Here is a 15054-nt window from a genome sequence, read left to right on the forward strand (position 1 = left end):
CAAAAACTTGGGGTCATTAGACCAAAAGGAGGAACATATCAATGGCTAAATACGAAATTCTTTATATTATTCGTCCAAACATTGAAGAAGAAGCTAAAAACGCTTTGGTAGCACGCTTTGACTCTATCTTGACTGACAACGGTGCAACTGTTGTTGAATCAAAAGATTGGGAAAAACGTCGTCTTGCATACGAAATCCAAGATTTCCGTGAAGGACTTTACCACATCGTAAACGTTGAAGCGAACGACGATGCAGCTCTTAACGAGTTCGACCGTCTTTCAAAAATCAACGGTGACATTCTTCGTCACATGATCGTAAAAGTTGACGCGTAAGCCCTAACGAATAAAGAAGGTGACTAATGATTAACAATGTTGTACTTGTAGGTCGTATGACTCGAGATGCTGAACTTCGTTATACCCCTCAAAATCAGGCTGTTGCGACATTCTCACTCGCGGTTAACCGTAATTTTAAAAACCAAAATGGTGAACGAGATGCGGACTTTATCAACTGTGTGATTTGGCGTCAACAAGCTGAAAATTTAGCAAATTGGGCTAAAAAGGGTGCCTTAGTTGGGATTACAGGTCGTATCCAGACTCGTAATTATGAGAATCAGCAAGGTCAACGTGTTTATGTCACTGAAGTCGTAGCGGACAGCTTCCAATTGTTGGAAAGCCGCGCGAATCGTGAAGGACAAGCTGGTGGAGGTTATTCTTCAGCTGGAGGATTTGCAGGAAATGCAGCTCCAAGCTTTGGAGGATCTGAACCATCGAACGCAACACCAAACTTTGGACGTGATGACAATCCATTCGGTGCTAATCCAATGGACATCTCGGATGACGATCTACCATTCTAAGAATGGGTTTAACGAATTAAAACTATAAAGGAGAAATAAACATGGCTCAACAACGTCGTGGCGGATTCAAACGCCGTAAAAAAGTTGATTACATCGCAGCAAACAAAATTGAATATGTTGATTACAAAGATACTGAGCTTCTTAGCCGTTTCGTTTCAGAACGTGGGAAAATCCTTCCTCGTCGTGTAACTGGAACTTCAGCGAAGAACCAACGTAAAGTAACAACAGCTATCAAACGCGCTCGCGTAATGGCTTTGATGCCTTTCGTAAACGAAGATTAAAAAAGAGGTCCAGTGGACCTCTTTTTCATGAGCTTGAAAACAAGAGAGCGAGTAAGACCCTTACGGGTCTTTTTTTCACGAGCCTGGAAATGTAAGAGCGAGTTGAGGTCCGGGTGGCCCTCTTTTTCATGAGCTTGAAAACAAGAAAGCGAATTAAGACCCTTACAGGTCTTTTTTTCAGGTCCGGGTGGCCCTCTTTGATCTTTCCCAAGCTCTAATTATGCTATAATGAGGGGGAGAAAGGTATCAAGAAGCGCAACATGAAGGAAAGCACAATCATCAGAAGTATGATGGAGTATGATATTGAAGGGATCTCTCAAGCCTTTATCCATCAAGGGTGGCCGGGTAGAGAGGATATCTTGGCCAGCTATTTTCAGGATCAGGAGAACGGAAAGAGAGACGTATTAGTAGCTGAGTCGGATGGATTTGTGGCAGGTTATATCACTATATTGCCTTATGCCAAGCACGGCCCTTTCGTGGGAGTCTATCCTGAACTATCTGATTTTAATGTTTTTGAGCCATTTAGAAATCGAGGAATTGGGAATCAACTCTTAGAAGAGGCGGAAAAAAGAGTCCGGCTACTATCAGAGATTGTTACTTTAGGGGTTGGTTTACACTCGGGTTATGGTCCAGCTCAAAGACTGTATGTCAAACGGGACTATATCCCAGACGGATCTGGAGTTTGGTTTAGGGATCAGCCCTTGGACCCTTACAGTTCTTGTGAAAACAATGATGACTTAGTCCTCTATTTTTCAAAAAGATTGAACAGGGAAATACAGTAAAAACAAAAACGGATGAAAACTTCATCCGTTTCTTTTTAGCGTCGTTGAGGTGCTGTATTGGCGCTCTTAATATTGTATTTTTTCTTCAAGTAGTAGCGGAGAAGAAGAGCTCCTCCACCGAGTAAGAGCATGAACCAGTTTGGTACACGAGGGTTGAGGAATTGTGGGAGCAAAGCAGTGACCATGAGAATTACAACCCAAAGGATCATCGCCAACATTAGGATAGGGAGTGACTTGGTTAAAGCAGGCCGTTTCATTCCACGTTTAGAAACTTCGTAGTACTGGTAGAAGTAGTAATACATCAAATAGAGCACAACCCCACCAGCCAAGCTACCAAGAGTCAATGTGAGAAGTCCATAAGTGGTTCCCTGAGGTGCAAAAAGGTTCATGAAGGCTGAAATAGCAGCAAAGAGACCAAAGACGAGAAGGAAAGAATCTGTGATCATAAGATGAGGAGCATCATTCTCTTTTGGATGCTCTTTTTCGTAGCGTTCCTGATCACTAAAAGCATTGGCCCAAACAGTTGGCGCTCCAAAGAGAGTTCGCGCCGTTACTCCTTTTGGTTGGTTTTCAAAGATAGCTGGAAGAATTTCTTCAATCAGGCTAGTAGCCTCTTCTTCTGTTTTGCCGTTTTCAATCAATTGGTGTTTAGCGATGCGAACGAATTCTTGATTCTTTTTACTTAATTGGGTCAAATCAAATTGAGACATAAATACTCCTTAGTGTTATTAGTAGGTGTTAGAACCATTTTTTATGGATGAGGTAGACAACGAGCGATCCGGTCATGGCAAAGGCAATAAAGATAATGAGCCAGAAAGCATTAGGTTCTCCGTTGAGGGGGAGATCATTGTTTTTAAAGTTCATGCCATAAGCCGAGAAGATCATGGTTGGGATGGACATGACGATGGTCACCATGGCCAAGGTTTTCATGATATTGTTCTGGTTGTTGGAGATGATCGATGCGAAGGTATCGGTCATGGAGTGGAGGATGTTTCCATAAATATCCGCCATCTCAATGGCCTGTTGGGTCTCGATCAAGGTATCTTCCAACAGATCCTCGTCTTCCAGGTATTTCTTGATGTTACTGGTGGCACTGGTCAATTTCTTGATCACGCGCTCATTGGTTTTCAGAGAGGCCTTAAAGTAGACGATGGTTTTTTCTAATTCCATCAGTTCAATCAGCTCCTCATTACGCGTTGATTTGTGCAGTTGACTTTCAATCTGTTCACTCTTACGATCCAGGGTACGAAGCGCGGTCAAGTACAGTTCAGCATTGCGATAAAGGATCTGGAAGATGAAGCGGGATCGCATGAAGGTATAGAAATTCCGCAAGCGACGATTGATAAAGGTGTCTAGGAGAGGCAACTCTTCCAAGCAAGTGGTGATGATAGCCTCTTCTGTTAGGATGATTCCCAAAGGGATGGTGACATAGTAGGTCTGATTGTTCCGCTCTTCCTTGATGGGAACGTCTACGATGATCAAGGTATACTCATCTTCGATGGTCATACGAGACATTTCTTCCGCATCGAGCGGTGCCCGTAAGTCAGCAATATCGATGTTAAAAGCAGAGGCGATTTCCATCGACTCACTTTGGGAAGGGTTGACAAGGTTGATCCAGCTACCGGGTTCCAGTGTCTCTATTTCTTTAAATTCAGTCGTTGTCGATAAAAAGACCTGTTTCATGGTGCCTCCCCTTGTTTTTTTACACCTTAACATTATAACAGAAAAAGCACGCTTTTGGATAAAAGAATGCTGAAAAATTTGATATAATGAAGGATAAATAAATTGATGAAAAGTGGAAGAAATGCTCGATAAAATTGTCATTCATGGAGCGCGTGCTCATAATTTAAAAAATATTGATGTTGAAATCCCTCGAGATAAGCTGGTTGTGGTCACTGGTCTGTCAGGTTCTGGGAAATCGAGCTTAGCCTTTGATACTCTCTATGCGGAAGGACAAAGACGTTATGTAGAGAGCCTGTCAGCCTATGCTCGTCAGTTTTTAGGAAATATGGAAAAGCCCGATGTGGACTCGATTGATGGCCTAAGTCCAGCCATTTCCATTGACCAAAAAACAACCAGCAAAAATCCGCGGTCAACGGTTGGAACGACAACAGAAATTAACGATTACTTACGCCTTCTATATGCTCGTGTGGGGACTCCTTACTGTATCAACGGCCATGGAGCGATTACGGCTTCTTCGGTCGAGCAGATTGTAGACCAAGTTTTGGAATTGCCAGAGCGCCAACGCCTGCAAATTCTAGCGCCCATCGTTCGTAAGAAAAAAGGCCAACATAAGAACATCATCGAAAAGGTGCAAAAAGACGGCTATGTCCGGGTGCGTGTGGATGGTGAGATCTTTGATGTGACAGAGGTCCCAGAGTTATCCAAAAGCCAACAGCACACGATTGAGGTTGTTGTAGATCGGATTGTCATCAAAGACGGCATTCGGTCCCGTCTCTTTGATTCTGTCGAAGCGGCCCTTCGGATCGCAGATGGCTACGTGGTCATCGATACCATGGACGAAAATGAACTGCTCTTTTCAGAGCATTATGCTTGCCCGGTTTGTGGCTTTACCGTCCCTGAATTGGAACCTCGTCTCTTTTCATTTAATGCCCCCTTTGGCTCTTGTCCAGATTGTGATGGATTAGGGATCAAGCTAGAGGTGGACTTGGATTTGGTTGTTCCAGATGCTAGAAAGACTCTCCGTGAAGGAGCGCTGGCACCATGGAATCCGATTTCTTCTAATTACTATCCTCAGATGTTGGAGCAGGCCATGATCCAGTTTGGGATTGATATGGACAAGCCCTTTGAAGACTTGTCCCCAGAAGAGCGACACTTGGTTTTCTATGGTTCTGAGGGCAAGGAATTCCATTTCCATTATGAGAATGAATTTGGTGGGGTTCGCGATATTGACATTCCTTTTGAAGGGGTCGTTACCAATATCAATCGCCGCTACCATGAAACGTCTAGTGATTTCACTCGCAATCAGATGTTGTCCTACATGAATGAATTGACTTGTGTCACCTGCCATGGGTATCGCTTGAATGACCAGGCCTTGTCTGTCCGAGTAGGAGGAGAGAAGGGGCTACATATCGGGCAGATCTCGGACTTGTCCATTGAGGACCATCTCAAAGTAGTAGCTGATCTCAAATTAACCAAGAATGAGGAGACCATTGCTCGTCCGATTCTCAAAGAAGTCAAGGATCGTTTGACCTTCTTGAACAATGTTGGCTTGAGCTATCTGACCCTGTCTCGCTCGGCCGGGACTCTATCAGGGGGAGAGAGTCAGCGGATTCGCTTGGCGACCCAGATCGGCTCCAACCTCTCTGGTGTCCTCTATATCCTAGATGAGCCTTCGATCGGTCTTCATCAGCGGGACAATGACCGCTTGATTGCCAGTCTCAAGAAGATGCGTGATTTGGGCAATACCTTGATTGTCGTCGAACACGATGAGGATACCATGAGAGAGGCTGATTACCTGATCGACGTTGGTCCAGAAGCCGGTGTCTTTGGAGGCGAGATTGTTGCGGCTGGAACACCTAAGCAGGTAGCCCGCAATAGCAAATCCATCACTGGTCAGTATCTTTCTGGCAAACGGGCTATCCCCGTACCAACGGAACGGCGGGTAGGCAACGGACGCTTTATCGAACTGACAGGGGCCGCTGAAAACAACTTAAAAGAGGTGACAGCACGCTTCCCACTGGGCAAGTTCATTGCTGTAACAGGTGTTTCTGGCTCAGGCAAGTCCACCTTGGTCAACAGTATTTTGAAAAAAACACTGGCTCAAAAATTGAATCGCAATTCAGAGAAACCAGGGAAATACAAGACTATTTCAGGAGTTGAGCACATTGATCGACTGATCGATATTGATCAAAGCCCGATTGGCCGCACTCCACGCTCCAATCCGGCTACCTATACAGGTGTATTTGACGACATTCGCGATCTCTTTGCCCAAACCAATGAAGCCAAGATTAGAGGCTATAAAAAAGGCCGCTTTAGTTTCAACGTCAAAGGAGGTCGGTGTGAGGCTTGTTCGGGGGATGGGATCATCAAGATTGAGATGCATTTCCTACCGGATGTCTATGTACCGTGTGAAGTCTGCCATGGGCGACGCTACAACAGTGAAACCCTAGAAGTTCACTATAAAGAAAAGAATATCTCCCAGATTTTGGACATGACCGTCAATGATGCGGTGGATTTCTTTAAACATATTCCAAAGATTAATCGCAAATTACAAACTATCAAGGATGTCGGTTTGGGCTATGTGACCCTGGGACAGCCGGCAACGACGCTTTCTGGTGGAGAAGCCCAGCGGATGAAGCTGGCTTCAGAACTTCATAAGCGCTCAACTGGCAAGTCCTTCTATATCTTGGATGAGCCGACAACAGGTCTACATACAGAGGATATCTCTCGTCTGCTCAAGGTCTTGGAACGCTTTGTAGATGATGGCAATACCGTTTTGGTCATTGAGCACAACTTGGATGTCATTAAGACAGCGGATCATATCATTGATTTGGGACCAGAAGGTGGTGTCGGTGGTGGTACCATTATTGCGACAGGAACACCAGAAGAAGTAGCCAGCAACCCAGCTAGCTTTACAGGACAGTATTTGAAAGGGAAATTACAATGAACCAACGAATTACAAATCTACGAACTAAAATGAAGGCACAGGATCTAAAAGCTGTCCTCATTAACAACTTGAAAAATGTCTACTATTTGACAGGTTTCTGGGGATCAAATGGGACTGTTTTGGTGACAGAAGAGCGCGTGGTCCTCTTCACCGATTCGCGCTATACCATTCATGCCCATGCGACTTGTTTCCCCTTTGTTGAGATTGTTGAAACCCGCAATGAATTGGAAGAAGCAGCAAAAATTGTCAAAGACGCAGCGATCCAAGAACTTGGCTTTGAGGATGAGATCACAGTTGCCTACCATACCCGTCTAGCGACCGCTTTCTCAGGAGTCGCTCTAAGAGCCTTGTCTGATTTTGTGATGGAGTTTCGTTTGATTAAAGATGAGACAGAAGTAGCAACGATCCGCAAGGCCTGCAGTATTTCAGATCAAGCCTTTCTAGATGTGCTGGAATTTATCAAGGTTGGCCAAACAACAGAGTTAGAAGCGGCGACCTTCCTAGATTTCAGAATGCGGGAATTGGGGGCTTCAGGTGTATCCTTTGATATCATCTCCGCTGCGGGAGAGCGCTCTGCTATGCCCCATGCGACTCCAAGTGATCGCATCATCTCTGCTGGGGATGCCTTGACCTTGGACTTTGGCTGTCTCTACAACCATTACGTCAGTGATATGACCCGGACCATTTATGCAGGTCATGTCAGCGACAAGGAAAGAGAAATTTACGAAACGGTCTTGAAAGCCAACCAAGCTCTCATTTCTGAAGCCAAGGCTGGACTCGGTTTCCGTGATTTTGATAAAATTCCTCGGGATATTATTGAGGCTGCAGGATACGGTCAGTACTTTACTCATGGAATTGGCCATGGAATTGGCTTGGACATCCATGAAGAGCCTTATTTCAGTCAAACTTCAAAAGAAGTTATCAAGGCGGGGATGGTTTTGACAGATGAGCCAGGGATCTACATTGAAGGCTTATCTGGTGTCCGGATTGAAGATGATCTCCTGATTACGGAAACTGGCTGTGAAGTCTTGACCTTGGCACCGAAAGAATTGATTGTGATCTAAGGAAATTTGCAGAGACAGATTTGAGAAATCTGAGCATTTGTGATAAAATAAAGAGTAATATTACAAAAGCAAGCTAAACCCTTGGTACTAAAGGTTTTTGCTTGCTTTTTATTTTAAATTATTCCCCTTTTTAGGAACTTTTGATCTTTTCGAGGGCTGTTTCAAAAAGTGAAACAGCTCTTTTTTCGTTGGTTTTTGATAGGTGACTGTATATGTCCATTGTCATGGATAATTGAGAGTGACCGAGGCGGGTTTGAATCTCTTTATACCCCAGTCCTGCATTTAACAAAATACTAGCATGTGTATGTCTGAAAGCATGAAAACTAAGTGATGGACAGCCAGCATTTTCAAGGTGCTTTTTAAGTCGATTCCCTAAGTTTGGAACACTTCTATATTCATCAAAAGTGTTTGAGAATACCTTTTTATAAGTAATACCTATTTCTCTTCCATTTGCTGATTGTCTAGCTTTATATAGCCGTAGCATTAAAACAGTTTTTTTATCAAGTTCAATAGTGCGGTAACTAGACTTTGACTTTGGGCTATTGATCTGATCTTTCAAGTTCAATGTCTTATTTACAGATAATGAACCTTTTTCTAGATCAATATCAGACCATTCAAGAGAGACGCATTCTCTAATACGTAGCCCAGTAGCTAGTAATGTTTTATATAAAACCATGTCATAATAGTTTTTGAATGAGTTATCTAAAGAATCAAGATAATCTAGGAATTTTTTTAATTCAATATCGTTTAGATATTTGATCTTCTTTTGTTCCTTTTCAATTCTTCGAGGGATAACTATATCCCTGGCAGGGTTATTAGGAATAACCTGTAAAGTGACACCATACTGTAAGACACGTTTATTTATCGAGTGTAACAACCCATAACGCTTAAACCCTTTACCGAGCTTGTTATATTCATTTGCCCAGCTATTGACTTGTTTTTGGATAATAGGTGGTGTTAGCTTTTCGAGTTTGTAACTGCCAAATGCGGGACGCAAATATTTTTCTATCTGACCTTTAGTCATTATTTGAGTATTTGGCTTTACTGTATGGTGATATGTTTCCCACCAGCTATCCAATAACTCTGAATAAGTCTTTATTGAAACATTTTTATGTCTAGTTGCTCCATTAGATTTAAACTCAAATAGTGCTTGTTGAATTTTATTTTTTAACTCTTTCTTGGTGCGAGCTGAAACGGTTGTTTTAATCTTCTTACCCGTTATCTGATCGATACCAAGATATAAGCTGGTGCGGTACATGATTGTACCGTCTTTCTTTTTGTATTCTGTAATGTTCATGATCTAAACCTTTCTATTTCATCAGCAGGCAAGCCGTAAAGGTTTTAGTTTGTGGTTTATATCATGCCAGGGCTTCACAGATTGCCCTGTATTCAATTTTAAAAGGTCAGACGGATTATATATCGGATTGTAAAAAGCGTGCATATGGCTTGTATTAGACGGTGAATACACGCGCTTTTTTTGTTTAAATCGGAGTTTTCGGAGACCCTAAAGAAGAAATAGTAGTACTAAGGTTTGCTATATATAATCCTTGAAATTAGAATAGGCGAAAATATCTATTTTGTAAGAATTATTTTAGTTCAATTAGTTTATTATAAATTTTTTCAGTTAAGGCTTTTTGTTGGCTAGCAGTGAGGCGGTATAAGCACCTTGTTTATTTAATTTACCATTAGGATCATTTTCTTCTTCTGCGCGTGCCTTTTCTTTTTTACTGGTTTTATTATAGCATGCCCCCACTTTCCAAATAGTGGGGGTGTGCTCCTTAATAGTCTTAATAGTCTTAATAGTTTTAATAGTATTGAAAATTTCGACCCCTTGAAAAGTCAATAGTATCAAGGGTTTACAAATTCGCCACCTCGTTGAATACCCCCCTTTTTTCTTCTTTTAGGGGTGCTATTTTAAAGCTAGTTCGACTTCTTTAGCGGTTATTTTCCCGTTTACAAGATCAGAAATTAGTTGAAAATGTTTAGGGCTGTTAGTTTTAATTTCAGCTATTAAGTCGTCAAATTCTTTTTGTGTCATGGTTTTTATGTCTAGTGTTTTCATGTTATACCTTCCTTTTATCTAGGAAAAGTAAAGGCTATATGGTACTATATTTATAACCCTACTTTTCGGGGTGCGCCTTGTCCTACGTTTTCCAGACTGCGGGACGGGCTTTTTTTATTTTTCTGCGTCTAAAAGATCAATGCCCTTTAAAATAGCTTCACTTTTGCTAAGCCCTTTTTTAGTGGCCACGCGCTCAACTTTTTTAAATTCTGCTTCTGTAACCTTTATAGTGATACGTCTATTTTTAGGGTTTTCGCTTTTAGGTCTGCCTGTTCTAGCGTGCTGTCTATTTTGTCTAAAATTCCGCCTAGCTTTTTAATGCGGGCTTCTTTAGTCATATAGAAAGCGTCGTATAACTCGTTAAGTTGTTCCCGTTTCAATTCTGCTATAACGTCTTTTAGTTCTTTTTCCCAACTGCTACAAGTTGACTTACTAATATTCAGTTCTTTAGCTATGTAGTCAAAAGACTTTCCAGAAGCTCTTAACCTAACAAATTCTGTCTTTGTTTCTTGGCTCTTCAATAGCTATCACTCCTCTGTGTCCTTATCTTGTTTTTGTTGATCTCTTACACTTTCAATTAGAAAGAATATAAGCGCAAGGGCAAACGGTGAAGCTAAATGCTCTATTAAACTTTTAATTCCTTCATCATCAATATTAGGCAATGCATACACTAGCCCCGTTAAGAGAAATAATATAGTGGTACAGGTTATAGCTACCCCGTTGATTGCTTTTTCTTCTTCTGCTTTTTCTGTTCTGCTTTTTTTACTCATGATAATTTTCTTTCTTTCTTTTTTTGGTCTTTTCTACTTCCGCTAATACTAAACAACAGCAGTAGTAATATTTTTCTTTTTCATAATTTTTCTCCTAAAAGTTATAAATAATATCCTAATTTTTTATTTTTTCTAGTATTTTAGCAAACCATGCATTTCACGCGCTTAAATCGTGTTTTAAGGCAAATTATAAATGAACTACAAATTGACAAAAAAATAAATTATAAATTTATTGAGGGCTTTGAACTTATTTATCTAACATTCAAAGTATAAGTAATATAAAGTTATGACTAATGATAGATCTGGGAAAATAAGGCTTTGAGTGCTATTTTTCCGTCTTTTCGTTTGGTACTGATTTAATTTTGGTATAATACTCGTCTGTTTTATCTGAATTATCCTCAAATTCAAGTAAGATAAGAGCAATGATGAAAGGAGAGCATACCGCCTCAAACGCAAATTTTAAATTTTCATTTTCAGTTTCAGCAATCAGATAAGCTAGCCCACCTAATATAAATATAAAGATTAAAAGAGATAAAAAGGTTAGTTTCTTCGTTTTTAAAAAATATGTTCTATATGATCTGTTTAAAAGTTTATTGTGTTTCATTTTTTTACCTTGTTTCTATGTTATTTTATAATTATTGATGGATGAAAATAGTGCGTGGTTTATGCTTCTAACTTTTCCAAATAATATTTATAATTGTTTCTAGTCTTAATTAAGACTGATAGTAGGCCACTATTCATTGGTGGCTTATCTTGATCAGATATACTGTTTAATAAAGCGTCATAGTCTTCAACTGTTTTTTGTAAATACTTGATTAAAGTTTCTCGATCTTTAATAGTTGTACCATCAATAACACAAGAAGAGTAGAAAGCTTCTATATCACCCGGGGTAAAAGTAATTTCTTGAATATCTGATAATGTATTTTTTATATCGGAAAAAATTTCTTCGTCAAAAACTGAAGGCGAAAACTTTCCTTCATGGTCAAAAGTCCCCCAGTTTCTCAAATTTCTTTCTTCATTATCCCAGTCATATCTAGCTGGCCTGGCTTCAAAAATTTGCCCCTCATCTAATTGCTGAATTAAAGCGTTTATATCTAAATCCATGGCCTTAGCAATTTCTTTTAATGTTTCAAAAGTTGGTGCTATCGGTTTATGAGTTTGAGGGTTCTCGCCCTTCTCTAACATTGAGATATACCCCTTGCTCTTTCCAATTTTATTAGCAAATTCTTCCATGGTTAGCTTTTTTCTTTGCCTATATTCTTTAACGATAGCGCCTATTTTCATTAACTTTTTCCTTCTTTCGTTTGTGTCTGTTTAATTTATTATACAGTACAGATAAAAAAATAGCAACAATTTGTTTAATGCGCTTGACAAAAAATGTTTAATGTATTAAACTGTAGTTGTAAGCGATAGCTTTTTAAATAACATAAAAAGTTTAATTTGTTAAACTTAAAAAAGGAGGTGATTTTTTTGAACGGAAAGAAGATTGCAGAGATCCGAAAAAAGCAAAAACTTTCTCAAGAGGAACTGGCTGATAAAGCCAAGGTGTCGCGCTCTATTATTTCTTTTTTGGAAACTGGAAAAGAAAAGGACATTAAAATTTTGACACTTACTCGAATAGCCAAGGCTCTTGGTTGTGAAGTAAAGATTTTTTTATAGAGCAAAAGTTTAGCGAGTTAAACTTTTGTTTGAAATATAATTTATAAATGAACTCACCATAAAGCGCGTGAGGGTAACAAAAAAGGCCTGTAGCCACCAACTAACAAGCCTTAAATGGAATTAACTAAAACACAGGACAGCAGGCAAGCCGTAAGGGTTTTAGGAAATATTTTTATGGTTAAATTATACCATTCTTTGGTATTTATTAAAAGTTGAATAAGATTTAGTACTGAAGTATTTAAAGAAAGATCGGAGAACAACATGAACAAAACAGAATTGATCAACAAAATTGATAAGGCAATGGATCGGCTAAGTTTCTTAGCTGAAATTATCGAGAGTGAGAAAACTTTAACTACTGGGCTAAATAACATTTCTGATATTCTTTATGAAATTCGTGGAGAGATTTCACTTAACGGAATCAAGGAGTATGAAAATGTTTAGTTTGAGTAAAGAAAGTGAATTTGAATTATCGCACGCGCTTTTAGATCTGGTTGATAATTTTTTAAAATCTAAAAGCCAACCAGAACAAAGACTTTTAGGCCTTATGACAGCAAAGCAGTTAAAAGATGAACTTAACGTAACAGACAACACACTGAAACGCTGGGAAGAAAAAGGCTTGAAACGTTACCAACCACCTTTAGAAGACACGCGCAAAGCGTACTATAAAGTGAATGATATCTTGATTTTTTTGGGGGTGGAAAATGGGTAGATATAACGTACATCCAGCGCAAGGCCGGGGGCATTATCACGAAGAAAAGAATTACAAGGATCACTTGCCAACCTTAGAACAGCTGAAGGAACAGAAAAGGCTTAAAAAGCTGAAGAAGAAAATGCAAAAGTACAAAGAAGGGAGGGGCGCGTGATTTGAATATAATTGATCAATTGAAAGAAGTCGTTTCCTTGAATTGGACTGATGAAGATTATGGCCAGTCAAAGCATAAGGCTGATTATAAAAAGCAACTTTCTAATATATATCAATTAGATAGCTTTAATTATATCGAGCATAATAAAACAAAGATCTTAATAACTGAAAGTGAAGTGATGTATATCGCTGATAGGAATGGTGAACAGAAAAAATTTATCTCTTGTAGCAGTGTAAAAATAAAAACTAATGGCGAACCTACGGTAACATATAAGACCACATTCCCCACCTTCGCCAAGATGGTAATTGATTATTTAATGGGTAGGTATGTGGTATTTGATAACCGTATTTACGATATAAACAACCGGCAAGCAAAACTAATAGATGAAATAACCCTTGCTAGGCTTTACGGATTTAAAAATGATATTGGTTACGTGGTGGATATTCTAAAAGGAATTGACAAACATTTTCACGTTGAGCCAGTGAGGAAGTTAGAACTTTATAAAATTGCTGGTGAGGATTTTATAATTGATTTGGAAGCCCACACCGTCACGCGCACTACAATAGGTAACCGACGATCGTTTTTTAAATACTACCCTGTAGGCTATGAACAAGCTATAAAAAGCAAAGAAGTAGCAAAGGATTTTCTAAACTATGTTATTGATGATCCTGATAGCCTGCACAATGCACTGTTACAGACCTATTATATGGTGCAAGTTGCTAGTGGTTTAAAGAGTAAGACCAATTTCTTTGTCACCAAGTCCGGAGTTAGGACAGGGAAAGGCTTGCGTCATATCGCTTTATCTGGTCTGCTTAATAAAATTGATGTAGAACTGGATAGCCTTACCGCTGGAGGATTTGAAGCCAGCAACGCCTGGGCTACGTTTTCCGGTGGAGAAATGGCCTTAGCAACTGAACAGGGTGATATTCTAGGGGATAAAATGGAGCGCGTGCTAAAGATCATAGCAACCGAGAAAACCCATCTAGGGCGTAACGTAGGAGGTAACCAAGGCTTGGTATATCTAACCAGCGTTCTATGTATTGATACCAATAGGAATGTGTCGCTATCTGATGAAATGAATGGGCGCAAAGTACTCATTCAATACAAGGATAGACCAAAGGGGGAGACTGATTTGGAACGTGAACAGGCCTTTGAAAAATATTGGGAAACATTTACCGGCCAGGATAAAGAACCAAAGATAGAGGGCTGTATAGGCTTCTTGTTGGCCAGTCTAGATTATTTCAAAGGCCAAGGGGAGAAGTTCATTTGGAAAGATGTAGAGGTCTATAACGGTAATGAAGACTTAGATGATTTTCAGATGTATTTGATAAATGAATTACAGTTATCTAAATACGTGGTAAGATCGAACGAAAATGGCCTTATAAATATTTATAAAACAACATATGGAAACAATACAGTTAAAGCCGGAAAGGCTTTGCAAACCATAGGAGTTAAATCAACTAAGAAGAAAATCAATGGGGAAGTAATGACTATTTACCGCATTGCAAACAAAAAACGGTTTAATAGTTTTATTCCACATGAGGAAGTGGAAGTCAAGAAATTAAGTCTGTTTGAAGATGATCCCTTTCTTTAAAAAAGGTAACGTGGTAACTAGGTGGTAACATACTACTAAGTTACCGGTTAAATCCTACTCTCCCAAGGCTTTACCCTATATGGTAACATGGGTAACATGGTTTAAGGGGAGTGGAATAAAATAATAAATAAAGAAAAAAAATAGTATTAGTAGTATAGAAAAACCTCGTTACCCGCGTTACCGGGTTACCTTTCCAGTAATACCAAGGGTTTGGGCGGTAACATGGTCAGAATTAACCACGTTACCACCAAGTAACCTTTTAGAAATAAGTTTAAAATTTAAAACAAATGGAGCAAACAAATGAAAATTAAATTATTTACTCATCATTGGAAACAATCGTTAGAAGAATTTGAGCAAGAAGTAAATGACTTTTTGGCCACTGTTCAAATGGTAGATGTGAAGATCTCAGAATCGACCCTGGGCAGTAGTGAAGATATGGCAGTAAAGACTACTCTATTGGTGATTTATCAATAAGGAAAAAAATACTAAGGAATCC

19 protein-coding genes are annotated in these 15054 nt (G+C 39.6%); 11 read left to right on the forward strand and 8 right to left on the reverse strand.

The window, feature by feature from the left end; genetic code table 11:
• The first annotated feature begins 41 nt into the window (after positions 1-41).
• From rpsF to H8S88_RS00825, 4 genes are all read left to right on the forward strand, one after another.
• The gene (gene rpsF, locus H8S88_RS00810; RefSeq protein ID WP_006595679.1) at positions 42-332 is read left to right on the forward strand and encodes a 30S ribosomal protein S6; all 291 of its coding nucleotides are present in this window, start codon (positions 42-44) and stop codon (positions 330-332) included.
• A gap of 26 nt (positions 333-358) precedes the next feature.
• Entirely contained in the window at positions 359-853 is a 495-nt protein-coding gene (locus tag H8S88_RS00815) for a single-stranded DNA-binding protein (protein WP_129270085.1), read from the forward strand.
• Positions 854-894: 41 nt separating this feature from the next.
• Positions 895-1134, forward strand: a complete 240-nt coding sequence (rpsR, locus tag H8S88_RS00820; RefSeq protein ID WP_000068664.1) for a 30S ribosomal protein S18 — start codon at positions 895-897, stop codon at positions 1132-1134.
• Positions 1135-1394: 260 nt separating this feature from the next.
• A complete protein-coding gene (locus tag H8S88_RS00825) occupies positions 1395-1916 on the forward strand; it encodes a GNAT family N-acetyltransferase (protein WP_129822441.1) in 522 nt (173 codons plus the stop codon).
• A 35-nt stretch (positions 1917-1951) separates the two neighbouring features.
• Here the strand turns inward: H8S88_RS00825 and H8S88_RS00830 are convergent, their stop codons facing one another.
• Complete coding sequence (locus H8S88_RS00830; RefSeq protein ID WP_129270089.1) at positions 1952-2626, reverse strand: DUF1129 family protein; 675 nt, start codon at positions 2624-2626, stop codon at positions 1952-1954.
• 28 nt (positions 2627-2654) lie between these two features.
• Entirely contained in the window at positions 2655-3599 is a 945-nt protein-coding gene (locus tag H8S88_RS00835; RefSeq protein ID WP_006597173.1) for a magnesium transporter CorA family protein, read from the reverse strand.
• 121 nt (positions 3600-3720) lie between these two features.
• Between H8S88_RS00835 and uvrA the strand changes: the two genes are divergently transcribed.
• Complete coding sequence (gene uvrA / locus H8S88_RS00840) at positions 3721-6546, forward strand: excinuclease ABC subunit UvrA (RefSeq protein ID WP_236127815.1); 2826 nt, start codon at positions 3721-3723, stop codon at positions 6544-6546.
• The gene (locus tag H8S88_RS00845) at positions 6543-7610 is read left to right on the forward strand and encodes a M24 family metallopeptidase (protein WP_236127816.1); all 1068 of its coding nucleotides are present in this window, start codon (positions 6543-6545) and stop codon (positions 7608-7610) included. The genes uvrA and H8S88_RS00845 overlap by 4 nt, the downstream gene beginning before the upstream one ends.
• A gap of 130 nt (positions 7611-7740) precedes the next feature.
• On the opposite strand, the gene H8S88_RS00850 is transcribed toward H8S88_RS00845, so the two are convergent.
• From H8S88_RS00850 to H8S88_RS00875, 6 genes are all read right to left on the reverse strand, one after another.
• Positions 7741-8907 (reverse strand): tyrosine-type recombinase/integrase, encoded by a 1167-nt coding sequence (locus H8S88_RS00850; protein WP_236127817.1) that lies wholly within the window; start codon positions 8905-8907, stop codon positions 7741-7743.
• 612 nt (positions 8908-9519) lie between these two features.
• A complete protein-coding gene (locus tag H8S88_RS00855; RefSeq protein ID WP_236127818.1) occupies positions 9520-9672 on the reverse strand; it encodes a hypothetical protein in 153 nt (50 codons plus the stop codon).
• 224 nt (positions 9673-9896) lie between these two features.
• A complete protein-coding gene (locus H8S88_RS00860) occupies positions 9897-10193 on the reverse strand; it encodes a helix-turn-helix domain-containing protein (protein ID WP_236127819.1) in 297 nt (98 codons plus the stop codon).
• Positions 10194-10199: 6 nt separating this feature from the next.
• Positions 10200-10442, reverse strand: coding sequence for a hypothetical protein (locus tag H8S88_RS00865; RefSeq protein WP_236127820.1), 243 nt, complete (start codon positions 10440-10442; stop codon positions 10200-10202).
• A gap of 325 nt (positions 10443-10767) precedes the next feature.
• Complete coding sequence (locus H8S88_RS00870) at positions 10768-11046, reverse strand: hypothetical protein (RefSeq protein ID WP_236127821.1); 279 nt, start codon at positions 11044-11046, stop codon at positions 10768-10770.
• Between the two features lie 59 nt (positions 11047-11105).
• Positions 11106-11726, reverse strand: coding sequence for a helix-turn-helix domain-containing protein (locus tag H8S88_RS00875; protein WP_236127822.1), 621 nt, complete (start codon positions 11724-11726; stop codon positions 11106-11108).
• Positions 11727-11903: 177 nt separating this feature from the next.
• Between H8S88_RS00875 and H8S88_RS00880 the strand changes: the two genes are divergently transcribed.
• From H8S88_RS00880 to H8S88_RS00900, 5 genes are all read left to right on the forward strand, one after another.
• Positions 11904-12101 carry a helix-turn-helix domain-containing protein gene (locus tag H8S88_RS00880; RefSeq protein ID WP_236127823.1) on the forward strand — a complete coding sequence of 66 codons (198 nt, stop codon included), beginning with the start codon at positions 11904-11906 and terminating at the stop codon, positions 12099-12101.
• A gap of 261 nt (positions 12102-12362) precedes the next feature.
• The gene (locus H8S88_RS00885; protein ID WP_236127824.1) at positions 12363-12542 is read left to right on the forward strand and encodes a hypothetical protein; all 180 of its coding nucleotides are present in this window, start codon (positions 12363-12365) and stop codon (positions 12540-12542) included.
• Positions 12535-12810, forward strand: a complete 276-nt coding sequence (locus tag H8S88_RS00890; RefSeq protein WP_236127825.1) for a MerR family transcriptional regulator — start codon at positions 12535-12537, stop codon at positions 12808-12810. Before H8S88_RS00885 ends, H8S88_RS00890 begins: the two co-directional genes overlap by 8 nt.
• A gap of 155 nt (positions 12811-12965) precedes the next feature.
• On the forward strand, positions 12966-14558 hold the full coding sequence (locus H8S88_RS00895; protein ID WP_236127826.1) for a phage resistance protein: 1593 nt from the start codon (positions 12966-12968) through the stop codon (positions 14556-14558).
• Positions 14559-14858: 300 nt separating this feature from the next.
• Positions 14859-15032: a hypothetical protein gene (locus H8S88_RS00900; protein ID WP_236127827.1), complete on the forward strand. Its 174-nt coding sequence runs from the start codon at positions 14859-14861 to the stop codon at positions 15030-15032.
• Positions 15033-15054 lie beyond the last annotated feature (22 nt).

Origin of the sequence: Streptococcus sp. GS001, assembly GCF_021595565.1 — a bacterium.
GTDB classification, from domain to species: domain Bacteria; phylum Bacillota; class Bacilli; order Lactobacillales; family Streptococcaceae; genus Streptococcus; species Streptococcus xiaochunlingii.